General features: G+C 75.3%; 14 protein-coding genes and 1 rRNA gene. 3 read left to right on the forward strand and 12 right to left on the reverse strand.

What is annotated here, in order from left to right; all coding sequences use genetic code 11:
* Positions 1–17 precede the first annotated feature (17 nt).
* A complete protein-coding gene (locus tag ACGF15_RS10490) occupies positions 18–596 on the forward strand; it encodes a TetR family transcriptional regulator (protein ID WP_345616102.1) in 579 nt (192 codons plus the stop codon).
* An 88-nt stretch (positions 597–684) separates the two neighbouring features.
* Here ACGF15_RS10490 and ACGF15_RS10495 read toward each other — a convergent pair whose 3' ends face one another.
* The 5 genes from ACGF15_RS10495 to ACGF15_RS10515 form a co-directional block, all read right to left on the reverse strand.
* Positions 685–1,764, reverse strand: coding sequence for a glycosyltransferase family 4 protein (locus ACGF15_RS10495; RefSeq protein WP_345616101.1), 1,080 nt, complete (start codon positions 1,762–1,764; stop codon positions 685–687).
* Between the two features lie 221 nt (positions 1,765–1,985).
* On the reverse strand, positions 1,986–3,728 hold the full coding sequence (gene recN / locus ACGF15_RS10500) for a DNA repair protein RecN (RefSeq protein ID WP_362610053.1): 1,743 nt from the start codon (positions 3,726–3,728) through the stop codon (positions 1,986–1,988).
* A gap of 197 nt (positions 3,729–3,925) precedes the next feature.
* Positions 3,926–4,861 carry an NAD kinase gene (locus ACGF15_RS10505; protein ID WP_362610056.1) on the reverse strand — a complete coding sequence of 312 codons (936 nt, stop codon included), beginning with the start codon at positions 4,859–4,861 and terminating at the stop codon, positions 3,926–3,928.
* Positions 4,858–5,673, reverse strand: coding sequence for a TlyA family RNA methyltransferase (locus tag ACGF15_RS10510; protein WP_392797718.1), 816 nt, complete (start codon positions 5,671–5,673; stop codon positions 4,858–4,860). The genes ACGF15_RS10505 and ACGF15_RS10510 overlap by 4 nt, the downstream gene beginning before the upstream one ends.
* Before the next feature lie 7 nt (positions 5,674–5,680).
* Positions 5,681–6,112 carry a hypothetical protein gene (locus ACGF15_RS10515; protein ID WP_376427050.1) on the reverse strand — a complete coding sequence of 144 codons (432 nt, stop codon included), beginning with the start codon at positions 6,110–6,112 and terminating at the stop codon, positions 5,681–5,683.
* 42 nt (positions 6,113–6,154) lie between these two features.
* On the opposite strand from ACGF15_RS10515, the gene ACGF15_RS10520 reads away from it, so the two are divergent.
* Positions 6,155–6,502 (forward strand): SCP2 sterol-binding domain-containing protein, encoded by a 348-nt coding sequence (locus ACGF15_RS10520; protein WP_392797722.1) that lies wholly within the window; start codon positions 6,155–6,157, stop codon positions 6,500–6,502.
* Between the two features lie 80 nt (positions 6,503–6,582).
* On the opposite strand, the gene ACGF15_RS10525 is transcribed toward ACGF15_RS10520, so the two are convergent.
* From ACGF15_RS10525 to ACGF15_RS10540, 4 genes are all read right to left on the reverse strand, one after another.
* Positions 6,583–7,440 carry an ABC transporter ATP-binding protein gene (locus tag ACGF15_RS10525; protein ID WP_392797725.1) on the reverse strand — a complete coding sequence of 286 codons (858 nt, stop codon included), beginning with the start codon at positions 7,438–7,440 and terminating at the stop codon, positions 6,583–6,585.
* Between the two features lie 61 nt (positions 7,441–7,501).
* A complete protein-coding gene (locus ACGF15_RS10530; RefSeq protein ID WP_345616094.1) occupies positions 7,502–8,575 on the reverse strand; it encodes an iron chelate uptake ABC transporter family permease subunit in 1,074 nt (357 codons plus the stop codon).
* Positions 8,572–9,624, reverse strand: coding sequence for an iron chelate uptake ABC transporter family permease subunit (locus tag ACGF15_RS10535; RefSeq protein WP_345616093.1), 1,053 nt, complete (start codon positions 9,622–9,624; stop codon positions 8,572–8,574). Before ACGF15_RS10535 ends, ACGF15_RS10530 begins: the two co-directional genes overlap by 4 nt.
* 129 nt (positions 9,625–9,753) lie before the next feature.
* Positions 9,754–10,782 (reverse strand): HAD-IIA family hydrolase, encoded by a 1,029-nt coding sequence (locus ACGF15_RS10540; RefSeq protein ID WP_345616092.1) that lies wholly within the window; start codon positions 10,780–10,782, stop codon positions 9,754–9,756.
* Positions 10,783–10,869: 87 nt separating this feature from the next.
* Between ACGF15_RS10540 and ACGF15_RS10545 the strand changes: the two genes are divergently transcribed.
* Positions 10,870–12,162: a DUF1015 domain-containing protein gene (locus tag ACGF15_RS10545; RefSeq protein ID WP_345616091.1), complete on the forward strand. Its 1,293-nt coding sequence runs from the start codon at positions 10,870–10,872 to the stop codon at positions 12,160–12,162.
* A gap of 106 nt (positions 12,163–12,268) precedes the next feature.
* Here ACGF15_RS10545 and ACGF15_RS10550 read toward each other — a convergent pair whose 3' ends face one another.
* The 3 genes from ACGF15_RS10550 to rrf form a co-directional block, all read right to left on the reverse strand.
* On the reverse strand, positions 12,269–13,126 hold the full coding sequence (locus ACGF15_RS10550) for a hypothetical protein (protein WP_392797751.1): 858 nt from the start codon (positions 13,124–13,126) through the stop codon (positions 12,269–12,271).
* Positions 13,036–14,316 (reverse strand): hypothetical protein, encoded by a 1,281-nt coding sequence (locus tag ACGF15_RS10555; RefSeq protein WP_392797754.1) that lies wholly within the window; start codon positions 14,314–14,316, stop codon positions 13,036–13,038. Before ACGF15_RS10555 ends, ACGF15_RS10550 begins: the two co-directional genes overlap by 91 nt.
* A gap of 244 nt (positions 14,317–14,560) precedes the next feature.
* Positions 14,561–14,677, reverse strand: a 5S ribosomal RNA gene (rrf, locus tag ACGF15_RS10560).
* Positions 14,678–14,886 lie beyond the last annotated feature (209 nt).

The following is a 14,886-nucleotide window of genomic DNA, read 5'->3' on the forward strand; positions in this document are numbered from 1 at the left end:
CGCGGTACCGTGGAGGCATGGTTGAGCAGCAACGGGCCGCGGTGGCCGACAGCGGTACGCGCACCCGCACCCGGCGTGCCATCGTCGACGCGGCCGTCACGCTGCTCGCCAAGGACTCGGGCGCTTCGCTGGCCGATGTGGCGGCGGCGGCCGGGGTCGGGCGGACCACGGTGCACCGGTACTTCCCCGAACGCTCCGACCTGCTGGCCGCGATCGGCGCGGACGTGCTGGAGAAGGTCCAGGCGGCGGCCGAGGCGGCCCGGCTCGACGAGGGCCCGGCGCCCGAGGCGCTGGGGCGGCTCTGCCAGGAGTACTTCGAGCTCGGCGCGGGGCTGACCCTGATGTTCGACTCGCCCCAGCTCATGACCTGGTCGGGCTGGGAGGAGGAGACCTCGGCGGACCGTGCGCTGTGCCGGCTGGTCGAACGCGGCCGCGCCGAGGGCACCCTGGACGCGGAGCTGACACCGGAGTGGGCGCAGAACGTGCTGTGGTCCCTGCTCTACTCGGCCTGGGAGCTCTCCCGCAGGCGTGAGGCGTCCAAGCACACGGCCCTCTCCCTGTGTCTGCGCACCCTGCGCAAGGCCCTCGCCCCCTGAAGGCCCCCGTCCGCCGGTCGGCCGCGTCCTGCCGGAGGGCGGCCGCGCGACGCCCGGGGCCCCGCCGGTCCCGGAGGCCGGCCGCCCGTCAGCGGCCCGTCAGCTCGTCGTAGACGCTGAGCACATGGGCGACCGTGGCGTCCTCGGACGGCCAGGTGGCCGCCTGGACACGGCCCGCCGCGGCAAGGGAGGAGCGGCGGTCGGGATCCGCGAGGAGTCCCTCGACGGCGCGGGCGAGGGCCCGGGCGTCCCCGTAGGGCACCAGCTCCGCCGCGTCGCCCACGAGTTCGGGGACGCCGCCGACGGCGGTGGCCACCAGGGGCACGCCCAGCCGGAGCGCCTCCTGCGCCAGTACGGCGCGCGCCTCCCAGCGGGAGGGCAGCACCGCGACGTCGGCGGCGGCGATCAGCTCGGCGAGGTCGCCGCGGTGGCCGACCAGGCGCACCGGGAGGTCCTCCTGCGTGATGCGCCTGCGCAGCACGGGCCGCGCCGGGCCCTCCCCCGCGATCACCAGCAGCGGGGCCGGGTCGAGCTCCCGCCACCGGCCCGCGGCGTCGAGCAGGGTGCGGTAGCCGCGGCCGGCGGACAGCGAACCCGCCGCGATCAGCAGGGGGCGCTCCACCGCGCCCAGTTCGGCCCGGGCCTTGCCGTCCTGGAGGCACAGTGGGGTGCGGGGGACGGGGACGGACACCGGCGCGAGCCGGGCGTCGCGGGCGCCGCGGGCACGCGCCAGGTCGACCAGCTCGGAGCAGGTGCCGAGGACGACGGTCGCGGCACGCACCGTGCGGCGCTCCAGCAGCCGTGCCAGCCCCGCCCGGGGGCCCTCGGCGGGGCGGCGGGTGTGCCACGTCATCACGAACGGGGTGTACGGGGAGCCGGCCAGCGCCAGGGCGGCGCGCACCCCGGCGGTCAGCCCGTGGGCGTGGACCAGGTCGGCTCCGATGCACGCGTGGCGCAGCGCGGCCACGCCCGCGGGGTCGGACGGTGGCGGGAGGGGCACCAGACGGGCTCCGGCGCCGGTGAAGTCGTACTCGTGGTCGAGCGCGGCGGGGGCGCAGACCGTCACGCGCACTCCCCGGGCCGCCAGCCCGGAGGCGAGCGATCTGACGTGTGCGCTGCTTCCCGCGCTGCCCCCGCCCAGTACCTGGACCGTACGCAGCTGTGTCACCCGCCCAAGGATGCCAGTCCGCACGCGCGTTCCGGCACCGCCGGGGCGTGCGCCGCCTGCCGCGCGCCCCCGCGCCTCCCCGCGCATCACCCGCACGGGTGACGTGGTGTCCGGGGGCGCGGGGAGCGCCCCTCGGCGGGGCGGCCCGTCCACGGGGAGCCGGGAGGTCCGGCGGGGACGGCCCTCGGCCCCCGGGGCACCGGCCGCGGGGGCCGAGGGCCTCAGGCGTCGGCGCGCGCCGCGGCCAGCAGTTCCTCCGCGTGGGCCCTGGCCGTCTCGGAGTCCTCCTGCCCGGCGAGCATGCGGGAGAGCTCGCGCACCCGGTCCTCGCCCTCCAGGACCGTGACGCCCGAGCGGGTGACCGACCCGTCATGGGTCTTCTCCACCAGCAGCTGCCGGTCGGCGAAGGCCGCCACCTGCGGCAGGTGGGTGACCACCACGACCTGCGCCGTGCGCGCCAGCTTCGCCAGCCGCCGCCCGATCTCGACCGCCGCCCTGCCGCCGACACCGGCGTCGACCTCGTCGAAGAGATAGGTCGGCACCGGATCCGTCCCGGCGAAGACCACCTCCACCGCGAGCATCACCCGCGACAGCTCGCCGCCCGAGGCGCCCTTGGCGATGGGGCGTGCGGGAGCGCCGGGGTGCGGGGCGAGCAGCAGCTCGACCTCGTCCGCGCCGTGGGGCCCGTAGGCCACGGTGCGGCCGCCGACCTCGATGCCGTCCGGGTCGGGGCTCTGGCGGATCGCGAAGGACACCCGGGCGTGCGGCATGGCCAGCGAGGTCAGTTCCCCGGTGACCGCCGCGGCGAACCGGTCGGCCGCCTCGCTGCGGATGTCCGTCAGTGCCCGGGCGAGCGCGGACAGCTCGGTGCGCAGCGCCTCGCGCTCCTCGGCCAGGCGCCCGATGCGCTCGTCGTCGCCGTCCAGTTCGCCCAGGCGGGCGGCGCTCTCCTCGGCCCAGGCCAGCACGGCCGCGACGTCCTCGCCGTACTTCCGGGTGAGGCCGGTGAGGGCGGCGCGGCGCTCCTCCACGGCGGCCAGCCGCAGCGGGTCGGCGTCCAGGTCGTCGGCGTACCCGGCGAGTTCCCCGGCGACGTCCCCGAGCAGGATGGAGATCTCGCCCATCCGGTCGGCGAGGGCGGCGAGCGCCGGGTCGTGGGAGCGGACCGCCTCCAGCGCGCGGTTCGCACCCGCGACCAGCATCGTGGCGTCGACGGCCTCCGGGTCCTCGGGGTTGCCCGCGAGGGCCGCGTGGGCGAGGGCCGCGGCGGAGGCGAGCGCCTCGGCGTGGCCCAGCCGCCCGGCCTCCGCGGCGAGTTCGGCGTCCTCCCCGGCGCGCGGTTCCACCGCCGCGATCTCGTCCAGCCCGAAGCGCAGCAGGTCGGCCTCCTGGGCGCGTTCGCGGGCCCGCTCGGTCAGCTCCTCCAGCTCCGCCGAGACGGCCCGCAGCCGCCGGTAGGCGTCCCCGTAGGCGGCGAGCGGGGCGGCGAGCGCTCCCCCGGCGTACCGGTCCAGGGCCGCGCGCTGGCGGGCGGGGCGCAGCAGCCCCTGCTGGTCGGTCTGGCCGTGGACGGCGACGAGTTCGTCGGACAGCTCCGCGAGCAGGCCGACCGGCACGGAACGGCCGCCGAGGTGGGCACGGGAGCGCCCCTCGGCCGAAACGGTGCGGCTGATCAGCAGCGCCCCCTCGTCGAGTTCGGCGCCCGCCTCCTCGGCCCGCCGTGCGGCCGGGGCGCCCGCGGCCACCCGCACCCGCCCCTCGACGACGGCCGACTTCGCACCGATCCGCACCAGCGCGGGGTCCGCCCGTCCGCCGAGCAGCAGTCCGAGACTGGTGACGACCATCGTCTTGCCCGCGCCCGTCTCGCCGGTCACCGCGGTGAAACCGGGCGACAGCTCGACCACCGCGTCGTCGATGACCCCGAGCGACCGTATCCGCATCTCCTCCAACACGGACACGACCATACGAGGTCCGGGGGCCGCGGCGCGACGGACCCCGGTCCCGGGTTCACTCTCCCGAGGACCCGGGCACCCTCGCACACCCGTGCGACACCCGCCGCGGCACGCCGCGCCGCGGCCCGGAGCGGGGACGGAGCGGGGACGGAGCGGGGACGGACCGGGGACGGACCGGGGACGGAGCGGCGGGCCGGCCGGCGGGCGGCTCAGTGCGGGGCGCCCCGCCAACCCGACACCGGCAGCGCGAACTTGGCCACCAGACGGTCCGTGAAGGAGGCGTGGTGCAACCGGGCGAGCCGCACCGGCACGGCCCCGCGGCGCACCTCGACCCGGGCCCCCGACGGCAGCTCCACCGTGCGCCGCCCGTCGCACCACAGGACGCCGTGCGGGGTGTGCTGCTGCACCTCGACCGCCAGCGTCGAGGTCGGCGAGGTCACCAGCGGCTTGGCGAAGAGCGCGTGGGCGCTGATCGGCACCATCAGCAGCGCCTCCACCTCGGGCCACACCACCGGCCCGCCGGCCGAGAAGGCGTACGCCGTCGAACCGGTCGGTGTGGCGCAGACGATGCCGTCGCAGCCGAAGCCGGTCACCGGGCGGCCGTCGACCTCCAGCACGACCTCCAGTATCCGCTCCGGGGACACCTTCTGGACGGCCGCCTCGTTCAGCGCCCAGTCGCGGTGCACGATGTCGCCGTTGCTGTGCACGACCACGTCCAGGGTCATGCGCTCCTCGACCTCGTAGGCGCGGGTCACGACCCGGTCGACCACCTTGTCGAGGTCGTCCCGCTCGGCCTCGGCGAGGAAGCCGACGCGCCCCAGGTTGACGCCGAGCATCGGGACGCCGGAGGCGCGCGCGAACTCCGCGCCCCGCAGCAGGGTCCCGTCGCCGCCGAGCACGATCAGCAGCTCGCAGCCGTCGAGGACCTCCGGTGTCGCGTCCGGCACCGTCTCGACGGACCCGGGCAGCGGCAGGTCCGCCGCCTCCGCCTCCAGCACCCGTACTCCCAGCCCGCTGCGGAGCAGGCCCTGCACCACCAGTTCGGCGCTGCGGATCGCGGCCCTGCGGCCGGTGTGCGCGAGGAGGAAGACGGTACGGCTCTCCGTCGCTCCCGTGGTCCTCGCGGTCGCTTCTGTCGTGGTCAACGCGGTCCCTCCGCCACTGCCCTGTCGACGTCGGCCGGATCGAGTGCGGGCGCACCGGCCCGGAGCCACAGAAAGTACTCGACGTTCCCGGACGGCCCCGGCAGCGGGCTGGCGGTCACCCCGCGCACCCCGAGCCCCAGCTCCGCCGCGCGCGCGGCGACCTCCGTGACCGCCTCGGCGCGCAGCTGCGCACTGCGCACCACGCCCCCGCTGCCCAGCCGCTCCCTGCCGACCTCGAACTGCGGCTTCACCATCAGCACCAGGTCCGCCCCGGGCGCGGTGCACGCGACCAGGGCCGGGAGCACGAGACCCAGCGGAATGAAGGAGAGGTCCCCCACCACCAGGTCCACCGGCACTCCGTCGATCGTCTCCAACGTCATCTCTCGCACGTTGGTACGGTCCTTGACGGTGACCCGTTCATCGCTCTGCAGCGACCAGGCGAGCTGCCCGTAGCCGACGTCCACCGCGACCACATGGGAGACCCCCGCGCGCAGCAGCACGTCGGTGAAGCCCCCGGTGGAGGCTCCGGCGTCGAGCGCCCGGCGCCCCTCGACGGCCAGCCCGAGCGGCACGAAGGCGGCCAGCGCGCCCGCCAGCTTGTGGCCGCCGCGGGAGACGTAGTCCGGGTCGTCGTCGTCCGCGCCGACCACGATGGCGGCGCTCGTCTCCACCTGGGTGGCGGACTTGGCCGCGGTGTTGCCTCCGACGGTGACGCGGCCCGCCGCGATCAGCTGGGCGGCGTGCTCGCGCGAGCGGGCCAGTTTGCGGCGCACCAGCTCGGCGTCGAGACGGCGTCGGGCGACTCCTGCCACGGTCGGTTCAGCTCCTGTGGTCGTGCGGTCGGGCGGGGTGGCCCTGGGACCCCGTCTCGGGGGGCCGCGGGCCGGGCGGGGAGTCGAGCGCCGTCAGCGCGTCGCGCAGCCCCCGGTGCACATCCTCGTACACCTCGGTGTGGCCGTCGGCGGCGAGGTGGTCGAGGTCGGCGAGCCGTGCGACCAGCGTGTCGACGGCGGTGTTCCCGGTCGGCGTCCGCGCCACGCCCAGCGGGGCGGGAGCGGCCGGACCGGTCTGCTCCCCGGGGGCCGCCGGGGCGCCCGGCGCCCCCGCCCCGCGGACCGCGGACGGCAGCGCGCCGGCGGGCGGACCGCCGTCCGGGTCGCCCGGCGCCCCGGACCCGCCCGGAGGCGGGGCGGGGACGCCGCGGGTGCCGGGCGGCGGTACCGGGAGGGGGCCGGAGGTGGAGTCGGTCATGCCCAGACGCTACCGCGAGGGCCTGCGGTACGGTCGATCACGATGGCCACGACGCAGGAGTGCCGCGGCGCGCTCGACAGACTCTCGGACAACCTGGCGAAGACCGACGGGGGCGTCCCCGCCGCCACCCGCCTGGACAGGTCCCTCAGCTGCCATGTGACGGACCTGGACACCACGTTCACCGGGCGCCTGTCCGGCGGGCGGATCGCGGTGGACGGCACCCACGGGGGGCCGCCCCGCGGGAAGGCGCAGATCCGGCTGGCGATGTCGGGGGACGACCTGGTGGCGCTCGTCGACGGCCGGCTGGAGTTCGCCAGGGCCTGGGCCTCGGGACGCGTCCGTCTGGAGGCCGGCTTCCGCGACCTGCTGCGGCTGCGCTCCCTGCTCTGACCCGCTGCGCGCCCCTCCCGGAGGCGGGACGGGCGCGGCGGGCCCCTCCCGGAGACGGGACGGGCGCGGCGGGCCCGCCGTCAGGCGACCTTCGCTCCCCGGGCCCGGGCCACCGGCACCACCAGCGGGGTGCCCGACTCGGGATCCTCGATGATCTGGCTCCTCACCCGGAAGACGTGCTCCACCAGCTCGGCCGTCACCACGTCCCGGGGCGGCCCCTCCGCCACGACCCGGCCGTCGCGCAGTGCGATCAGATGGGTGGCGTAGCGCGCCGCCTGGTTGAGGTCGTGCAGGACCGCGACCAGCGTCCGGCCCTGCGACTCGTGCAGATCGGCGCAGAGGTCCAGCACCTCCAGCTGGTGCTGGATGTCCAGGAAGGTGGTCGGCTCGTCGAGGAGGAGCAGCGGCGTCTGCTGTGCCAGGGCCATGGCGATCCACACCCGCTGGCGCTGGCCGCCCGACAGCTCGTCCACATAGCGCTCGCCGAGCTCCCGTACGCCCGTCGCCGCCATCGACTCCTGCACGATCCGCTCGTCCTCGGCGGACCACTGGCGCAGCAGCCCCTGGTGCGGATAGCGGCCGCGGGCGACCAGGTCGGCCACCGTGATGCCGTCCGGCGCGACGGAGGACTGGGGCAGCAGCCCGAGGGTGCGGGCCACCTTCCGGGCGGGCAGCGTGTGGATCGCCTGCCCGTCGAGCAGCACCCGCCCCCGCGTCGGCCGGAGCATCCGGGACAGGGCCCGCAGCAGGGTCGACTTGCCGCAGGCGTTGGGGCCGACGATCACCGTGAAGGAGTTGTCGGGTATCTCCACCGAGAGGTTCTCGGCGATGACCCGCTGGTCGTAGGCGAGGGTGACCTGTTCCGCGGTGAGGCGCTGCATGCCGGTCGTACTCCTGGGGTGCCGGGTGGGGTTCTGCGGGGGCGTGGGGCCGGTCATCGCCGCCCCACGGGGGTGTCGTCGTCGTCCCGTGGCAGCCGGCCGACGGCTCGTGGGCGCCTCACAGGCGTCCGGCCCTGCGTTCGGTGACGAGCAGCCAGAGCAGGTAGCAGCCGCCGAGGACACCGGTGACCACGCCCACGGGCAGCTGCCGCCCGGGGAAGGCCGCGGTGGCGATCCAGTCGGCGGCGAGGAGCAGCGCGGCGCCCATGACGGCGGCGGCTGCCAGGTTGGGTCCGGGCGCCCGGGTGAGGCGCCGGGCGAGCTGCGGGGCGCTGAGGGCCACGAAGGCGATGGGGCCGGCCGCGCCGGTGGCCACCGCGATGAACAGCACGCCGCAGCCGATCAGCACGATCCGGGTGCGCTCCAGCGGGACACCGAGGGCGTACGCGGCGTCGTCCCCCATCTCCAGCATCCGCAGCGGTCTGCCGTGGACCAGGGTCACGGGCACGAGCACGGCCAGCACGAGGGCCAGCGGACCGACCTGGGTCCAGTCCCGGCCGTCGAGGGAACCGGTCATCCACAGCGTGGCGCGGGTCGCGTCGACCAGGTTGGCCTTGGTGACCAGGAAGTGGATCACCGCGCCGAGCATGGCGGCGACGCCGATGCCGACGAGGACCAGCCGCAGCCCGTGCACCCCCCGCCTCCAGGCGAGGGTGTAGACCAGGGCGCCGGTGACCAGGCCCCCGGCGACGGCCCCGACCGAGACGGTGAGGGCGCTGCCGCCGAAGAGGACGATCACGCACAGCGCGCCGACGCTCGCCCCGTGGCTGAAGCCGATGACGTCCGGGCTGCCGAGGGGGTTGCGGGACAGCGACTGGAAGATCGCGCCGCTCAGTGCGAGCGAGGCACCGACGAGCACGGCGACCAGCGCCCGGGGCAGCCTCAGGTCCCGGACGATGAACTCCTGGGCCGCGGTGCCGTTGCCGAGCAGGGTGTCCACGACCTCGCCGAAGGACATGGGGTAGTCGCCGCTGCCGATGAGCACCACGCCGACAGCGACGGCCGCGGCGCCGACGAGCACGGTGACGAGCGCGGCCCGCGGGTCGACCCGGACGGAGAGGCCGCCGGGCGTGCGCAGCGCCCGCACCGAGCGGGTAGAGGTGTCCACGGAGGTGGTGGTGGGGGCCGTCACAGCTGGGCCATCCTCTTGCGGCGGACGAGCTGGATGAACACCGGGCCGCCGATCAGCGCGGTGACGATGCCGACCTGGAGCTCGGCGGGGCGGGTCACGACGCGGCCCAGCACGTCCGCCCCGAGCAGCAGCACGGGGGCGAGGACCGCGCAGTAGGGCAGCACCCACCGCATGTCGGGGCCGGTGACGGCGCGGACGACATGGGGGACCATCAGCCCGACGAAGACGATCGGGCCGCAGGCGGCCGTGGCGGCACCGCACAGCAGGGTCACACAGAGCATGGCCAGCACCCGGGTGCGGGTGAGGTGGGCGCCCAGCGCCCGTGCGGTGTCGTCGCCCATCTCCATGGCGTTGAGCGGCCTGGCCAGCAGCAGCGCGAGCAGTGCACCCGCGGCGACGAAGGGCAGGATGGTCAGGATGGTCCGCAGGTCGGCGGTCGACAGGGAGCCGACGGTCCAGAAGCGCAGCCGCTCCAGCGCCGCCGCGTCCAGCAGCTGGACGGCGTTGATGTAGCCGTAGAGCGCGGCGGTCGCGGCGGTCCCCGCGAGGGCGAGCCGTACGGGGGTGGCGCCTCGGCTGCCGCCGAGCACGTAGACGGCGGCGGAGACCACGGCCGCCCCCGCGAAGGCGAACCACACGTAGCCGCCGAGCGAGGTGACGCCGAGGAAGGTGATCGCGGACACCACGGCCGCGGAGGCGCCCGCGTTGATGCCCAGCAGGCCCGGGTCGGCGAGCGGGTTGCGGGTCAGTGCCTGCATCACCGCCCCGGCGAGCCCGAGCCCGGCACCGGCGACCAGCCCGAGGAGCGTCCGCGGCACGCGCACGTCGCGGACGATGACGTCGTTGGCGGTGCCGGAGTAGTGGAACAGCCCGTGCCACACCTCGGACACCGGGACCGACTTGGCCCCGACCGCGATGCTGGCGACGCATATCAGCAGCAGGACGGCGACGGCGACCGCAAGCCCCGCGGGGCGCAGGGCTCGGCGCCCGGAAACGGCCGGGGCCGCCGCGGGCTCCGCGCTCTCTCGGGGAGGACTCTCGACCAACACCCGGTTAGGTTAGCCTACCCTCGCGATCCGGCCCGCTGGCGCGTCACCGGCGGGTACCCGCCGCACCGGGGCCGGGGCGGCGGGGTCCCCGGACGCGGAGCGCGCCCGACCGGACCGCCCGGCGCGGAGTCACCAGCCCAGCAGCGCCAGCGCCTTGCCCGCGTCGAGACCGCACCGGCCGTCGCCCGCATGGCTCCAGGCCGCCCCGCACAGGGCCCGCAGGCCGTCCAGCGGATCCCCCTCCCCCTCCAGCAGCAGCCTCCCGCCACGGGCGGCGGCCCTCCAGCCGCCGCAGCGGAACCCGCCGTCGGCGGGGACCACCTCGGGCTGCGCGAGGAGCAGGCCGCGCAGGTCGGCGTCCACATAGGTGGGCCGGTGCCGCGGCTCCGCCGCGAGGAGCAGGGCCGCGTCCGTGACCCCGGTCAGCACCAGCAGCGAGTCCACTCCCCCGTTGAACGCGCCCTCGATGTCGGTGTCCAGGCGGTCGCCGACGACGAGCGGGCGGCGCGCCCCGGTCCGCAGGACCGTCTCGCGGTGCATCGGGGGAAGCGGCTTCCCGGCCACCTGCGGCTCGGCGCCGGTGGCGATGCGCACCACCTCGACCGCGGCCCCGTTGCCCGGCCCGATGCCGCGGGCTCCCGGGATGGTCAGATCGGTGTTGGAGGCGAACCAGGGCACCCCGCGCGCCACCGCGTAGGACGCCTCCGCGAAGCGGCTCCAGGCCAGCTCCGGACCTCCGTAGCCCTGCACCACGGCCGCGGGGTCGTCGTCGGCGGACTCCACCGGCACCAGTCCGCGCTCCCGCAGGGCGGTCCGCAGCCCCTCTCCCCCGACGACCAGCACCCGCGCCCCCGCGGGGACCTGCTCGGCGATGAGCCGGGCCACGGCCTGCGCCGAGGTGACGACGTCCTCCCCTTCCGAGGGGATACCGAGTTCGGTCAGGTGCGCGGCGACGGCGTCCGGGGTCCGCAGGGCGTTGTTGGTGACGTAGGCGAGGCGCATGCCGCGGCCTCGGGCGGCCGCGAGGGAGTCCACGGCATGGGCGATCGCCGCGCCGCCCGCGTACACGACCCCGTCCAGGTCGAGCAGGGCCGTGTCGTACGCCTCGGCCGGCGCGACCCCGCTCGCTCCCGGCCGTCCGATGCCCTGCCCGCTCATGCCTGTCCCGTCCTCGTGCCGCTCCCGGGCCGTTCCCGGTCGCTCCCCCGATCATCCCTCATGGCGCGGGCCGCATACGATGCCCTGATGAACACCGACGGTCCTGCGGCCGATGGCGGCCTGCACCTGATCCCGTTCCGCGGACTGCGCTACGTCCCCGACCGGGTGGGCAGCCTCGCCGCCGTGACCTCGCCGCCCTACGACGTCGTGGTCCGGCCCGACGGCCTGCACCACCTGGAGTCGGCGGATCCGCACAACATCGTCCGCCTGATCCTTCCCCAGGCCGACTCCGCGGAGGCACGCCACCGGCAGGCGGCCGAGACGCTGTCGCGGTGGCTGTCCGAGGGGGTCCTGGCCGCGGATCCGGAGCCCGCGCTCTACGTGTACGAGCAGCGGCGGGGAGAGCTCCTCCAGCGCGGGGTGATCGGCGCACTCGCGCTCTCCGCGCCTTCGGAGGGAGTCGTCCTCCCCCACGAGGACGTGATGCCGGACATCGTCGCCGACCGCGCCGCCCTGATGCGCAGCACGGCCGCCAACCTGGAACCCCTGCTGCTCACCTACCGCGGTGAGCCCGGGCCGGTCGAGGCGGAGACGGTCGTCGAGCGCGCCGCGCAGACGCCCCCGCTCATCCGGACCACCACGGAGGACGGGTTCGCGCACCGGCTCTGGGCGGTCACCGACCCCGGCGAGATCGCACGGGTGCAACAGGAGCTGACACAGCGCCAGGCGCTGATCGCCGACGGCCACCACCGGTGGGCCACCTACCTCCGGCTGCACCAGGACCGCCCCGCGGCCGCAGGCGCCGACGACCCGTGGGCCTACGGCCTGGTCCTGCTGATCGACACGGCCCGCTACCCCCTCCAGGTCCGCGCCATCCACCGGGTGCTGCAGGGCCTGCCGACCGCCGAGGCGCTGGCCGCCCTCGGGGACTCCTTCCGTGTGCGCAGGCTCGACGTTCCGCTGGCCGCGGCGCTCGACGGGCTCGCGGAGGCGGCGGACGAGGGCAACGCCTTCCTCCTCGCGGGCGACGGCGGCTTCCACCTCGTCGACCGTCCGGACACGGAACTGCTCGACCGCACGGTGCCGCAGGGCCCGCCGGAGGCATGGCGGTCGCTGGACGCGACGGTGCTGCACTCGACGCTGCTGGAGCACCTGTGGCGGGTACCGGACGACCCCGGGCACATCGCGTACATCCACGACACCGCGGCCGCGGTGGAGCAGGCCGAGCGCCGGGGCGGCACGGCGGTGCTGATACACCCCGTGCGCGAGGAGGTCGTCCGCGACCTGGCACGGGCCGGGGTGACGATGCCCCGCAAGTCGACCTCGTTCGGCCCGAAGCCGGCGACCGGGCTGGTCCTGCGGAGCCTGCTGCTGAACTGACGCCCGTCCTGCCCCGCGCGTCGTCACGGGGCCGGGCCGGTGCGGAACGCGCGGAGGGCGGCACCCCGTTCGGGGTGCCGCCCTTGGCGCGCCGGGGCCGGGGCGCCTACTCCGCTGAGCGCTCCGACGGGCCGGTCTCGGTGTCGGTGCCGTCCGTGTCGACGCCGTCCGCGTCGGCGGGCCGGGGCTCCTCGCGGTCGCCTGCGGCGGCCGCCGTGCCGTTCTCCGTGCCGGTCGCGGTCCCGTCCCGGGTCTCGGTCTCGGACTCGGTCTGCGGACGGGCTTCCGGCTCGTGGTGCGGGGCGTCGCCGTCGAGGGCGTCCATCACGTCCACGAACTCCACCCCGTCCAGCTCGGCGAGGCGGTCCGAGGCGTCGGTGGTGCCGTCCTTGTCCGCTTCGAGGGCCTTGGCGAACCACTCGCGCGCCTCGTCCTCCCGCCCGGCCGCCAGCAGGGCGTCGGCGTAGGCGTACCGCAGGCGGGCCGTCCACGGCTGGACCGACTGGGAGGCCAGCTCGGGGCTCTGCAGCGTCACGATCGCCGCGTCGAGCTGCTCCATGTCCCGGCGGGCACCGGCCGCGACGAGGCGCATCTCGACCTGGCCCGCCTTGTCCAGCTTCTGCACCTCCGGCTCACCCGCCATGGCAAGAGCGCGCTCCGGCCGGCCCAGGCCGCGTTCGCAGTCGGCCATGACGGGCCACAGCTCCACGGTCCCGGTCATCCGGCGGGCGGCACGGAACTCGGCGAGTGCCTCGGAGTACTTCTGCGTGGCGTACGCGGCGAAGCCCGCGGCCTCGCGCACGGCGGCCACCCTGGAGGCGAGCCGCAGTGCCACCCGGGAGTACTCGTACGCCTTCTCCGGCTCCTCGTCGATCAGGTTGGCGACCATGACGAGGTTGCGCGCAACGTCCTCGGCGAGCCCCTTCGGCAGGCTCTGGAGTTCCTGCCGGACGTCCTTGTCGATCTCGTCGCCGGTGACGTCGTCCGGGATGGGGAGCCGCTTGACGGGCTCGCGGTCGTCACGGCGGAAGCCGCCGCCCTGGCGGTCGTCCCGGCGGTCGTCCCGACGCCCGTAGCCACCGGACCGCTCGTCACGGCCACGGCGGGGGCCGCGGTCCCGGTCGTCGCGGCGCGGACCACCACGGAAGCCGCCTCGGTCGTTGTCGCGGCGGTCGTCACGCGGGCCGCGGAAGCCGCCACCCGGACGCCCACCACGGTCGTCCTCACGCCGGAACCCACCACGGTCGTCACGGCGGTCATCACGGCGGTCGTCGCGGCGGAAGCCGCGGTCACCGTCACGGCGGTCGTCGCGCGGGCCACGGTAGCCACCGCGGTCGTTGTCGCGGCGGTCGTCACGGCGGTCGTCACGGCGGAAACCACCACGGTCATCACCGCGGTCGTCGCGGCGGAAGCCGCCGCCCGGACGGTCGTCGGAACGGCCGTAGCCGCCGGACCGCTCCTCACGCGGGCCCCGGTATCCACCGCGGTCGTCACGGCGATCGTCACGCGAACCACGGAAACCACCGCGATCGTTGTCACGGCGGAAGCCACCGCGATCGTCACGGCGGTCGTCCCGGCGGTCGTCACGCGGGCCGCGGAAGCCGCCACCCGGACGCCCACCACGGTCGTCCTCACGCCGGAACCCACCACGGTCATCACGGCGGTCGTCGCGGCGGAAGCCACCGCGATCGTCACGGCGGTCGTCGCGCGGGCCACGGTAGCCACCGCGGTCGTTGTCGCGGCGGTCGTCACGGCGGTCGTCACGGCGGAAACCACCACGGTCGTCGCGGCGGTCGTCACGGCGGAAGCCGCCGCCCGGACGGTCGTCGGAACGGCCGAAGCCGCCGGACCGCTCCTCACGCGGGCCACGGTATCCACCGCGGTCGTCACGGCGATCGTCACGCGAACCACGGAAACCACCGCGATCGTTGTCACGGCGGAAGCCACCGCGATCGTCGCGGCGGTCGTCGCGGCGGTCGTCACGCGGGCCGCGGAAGCCGCCACCCGGACGCCCACCACGGTCGTCCTCACGCCGGAACCCACCACGGTCATCACGGCGCCCCTCGCCGGCGCCGAAGCGTCCGCCGCGGTCGTCACGTCGGTCGTCACGTCGATCGTCGCGCGGGCCACGGTAGCCACCGCGATCGTTGTCACGACGGGGGCCGCGGTCCCGGTCGTCCCGTCCCCCGCGGAAGCCGCCCCTGTCACCACCGTCCCTGCGACGCGGCTCGCGATCCGGACGGTCGTCGGGAGAGTTGGCGGTCATCGGGTGACTCCTGTCTTCGGGTACCACAGGTCATTCTCGCGCAGCCGGGGTTCGGTCGCGCTTCGGCATGGGAAAAACAAAAAGGACCCGTGGTCCAGCGTGAACGCTGGACCACGGGTCCTTTGAAAGATTGTTCGGCGGCGTCCTACTCTCCCACAGGGTCCCCCCTGCAGTACCATCGGCGCTGAAAGGCTTAGCTTCCGGGTTCGAAATGTAACCGGGCGTTTCCCTAACGCTATGACCACCGAAACTCTATCGGGCCGCCTCGCGGAGCGAGGCATCGGCACTTAGCGAACAAGCACACTTTTCAATTCATGAAGTGAAACTGGTTCAACCGGTGCGACTGTTCGCAACCCGGGAACCACACAGTGGACGCGAGCAACTGAGGACAAGCCCTCGGCCTATTAGTACCGGTCAACTCCACCAGTTACCTGGCTTCCATATCCGGCCTATCAACC

The organism is Streptomyces sp. NPDC048001 (assembly GCF_043203115.1).
GTDB lineage: Bacteria > Actinomycetota > Actinomycetes > Streptomycetales > Streptomycetaceae > Streptomyces > Streptomyces sanyensis.

Bases quoted from the DNA above. Each gene is read 5' to 3' on its own strand.
- ACGF15_RS10520 (WP_392797722.1), top strand. From the start codon at position 6,155: ATGGCCACGACGCAGGAGTGCCGCGGCGCGCTCGACAGACTCTCGGAC.
- recN (WP_362610053.1), bottom strand. From the start codon at position 3,728: ATGGTCGTGTCCGTGTTGGAGGAGATGCGGATACGGTCGCTCGGGGTC.
- ACGF15_RS10540 (WP_345616092.1), bottom strand. From the start codon at position 10,782: ATGAGCGGGCAGGGCATCGGACGGCCGGGAGCGAGCGGGGTCGCGCCG.
- ACGF15_RS10515 (WP_376427050.1), bottom strand. From the start codon at position 6,112: ATGACCGACTCCACCTCCGGCCCCCTCCCGGTACCGCCGCCCGGCACC.
- ACGF15_RS10490 (WP_345616102.1), top strand. From the start codon at position 18: ATGGTTGAGCAGCAACGGGCCGCGGTGGCCGACAGCGGTACGCGCACC.
- ACGF15_RS10545 (WP_345616091.1), top strand. From the start codon at position 10,870: ATGAACACCGACGGTCCTGCGGCCGATGGCGGCCTGCACCTGATCCCG.
- ACGF15_RS10525 (WP_392797725.1), bottom strand. From the start codon at position 7,440: ATGACCGGCCCCACGCCCCCGCAGAACCCCACCCGGCACCCCAGGAGT.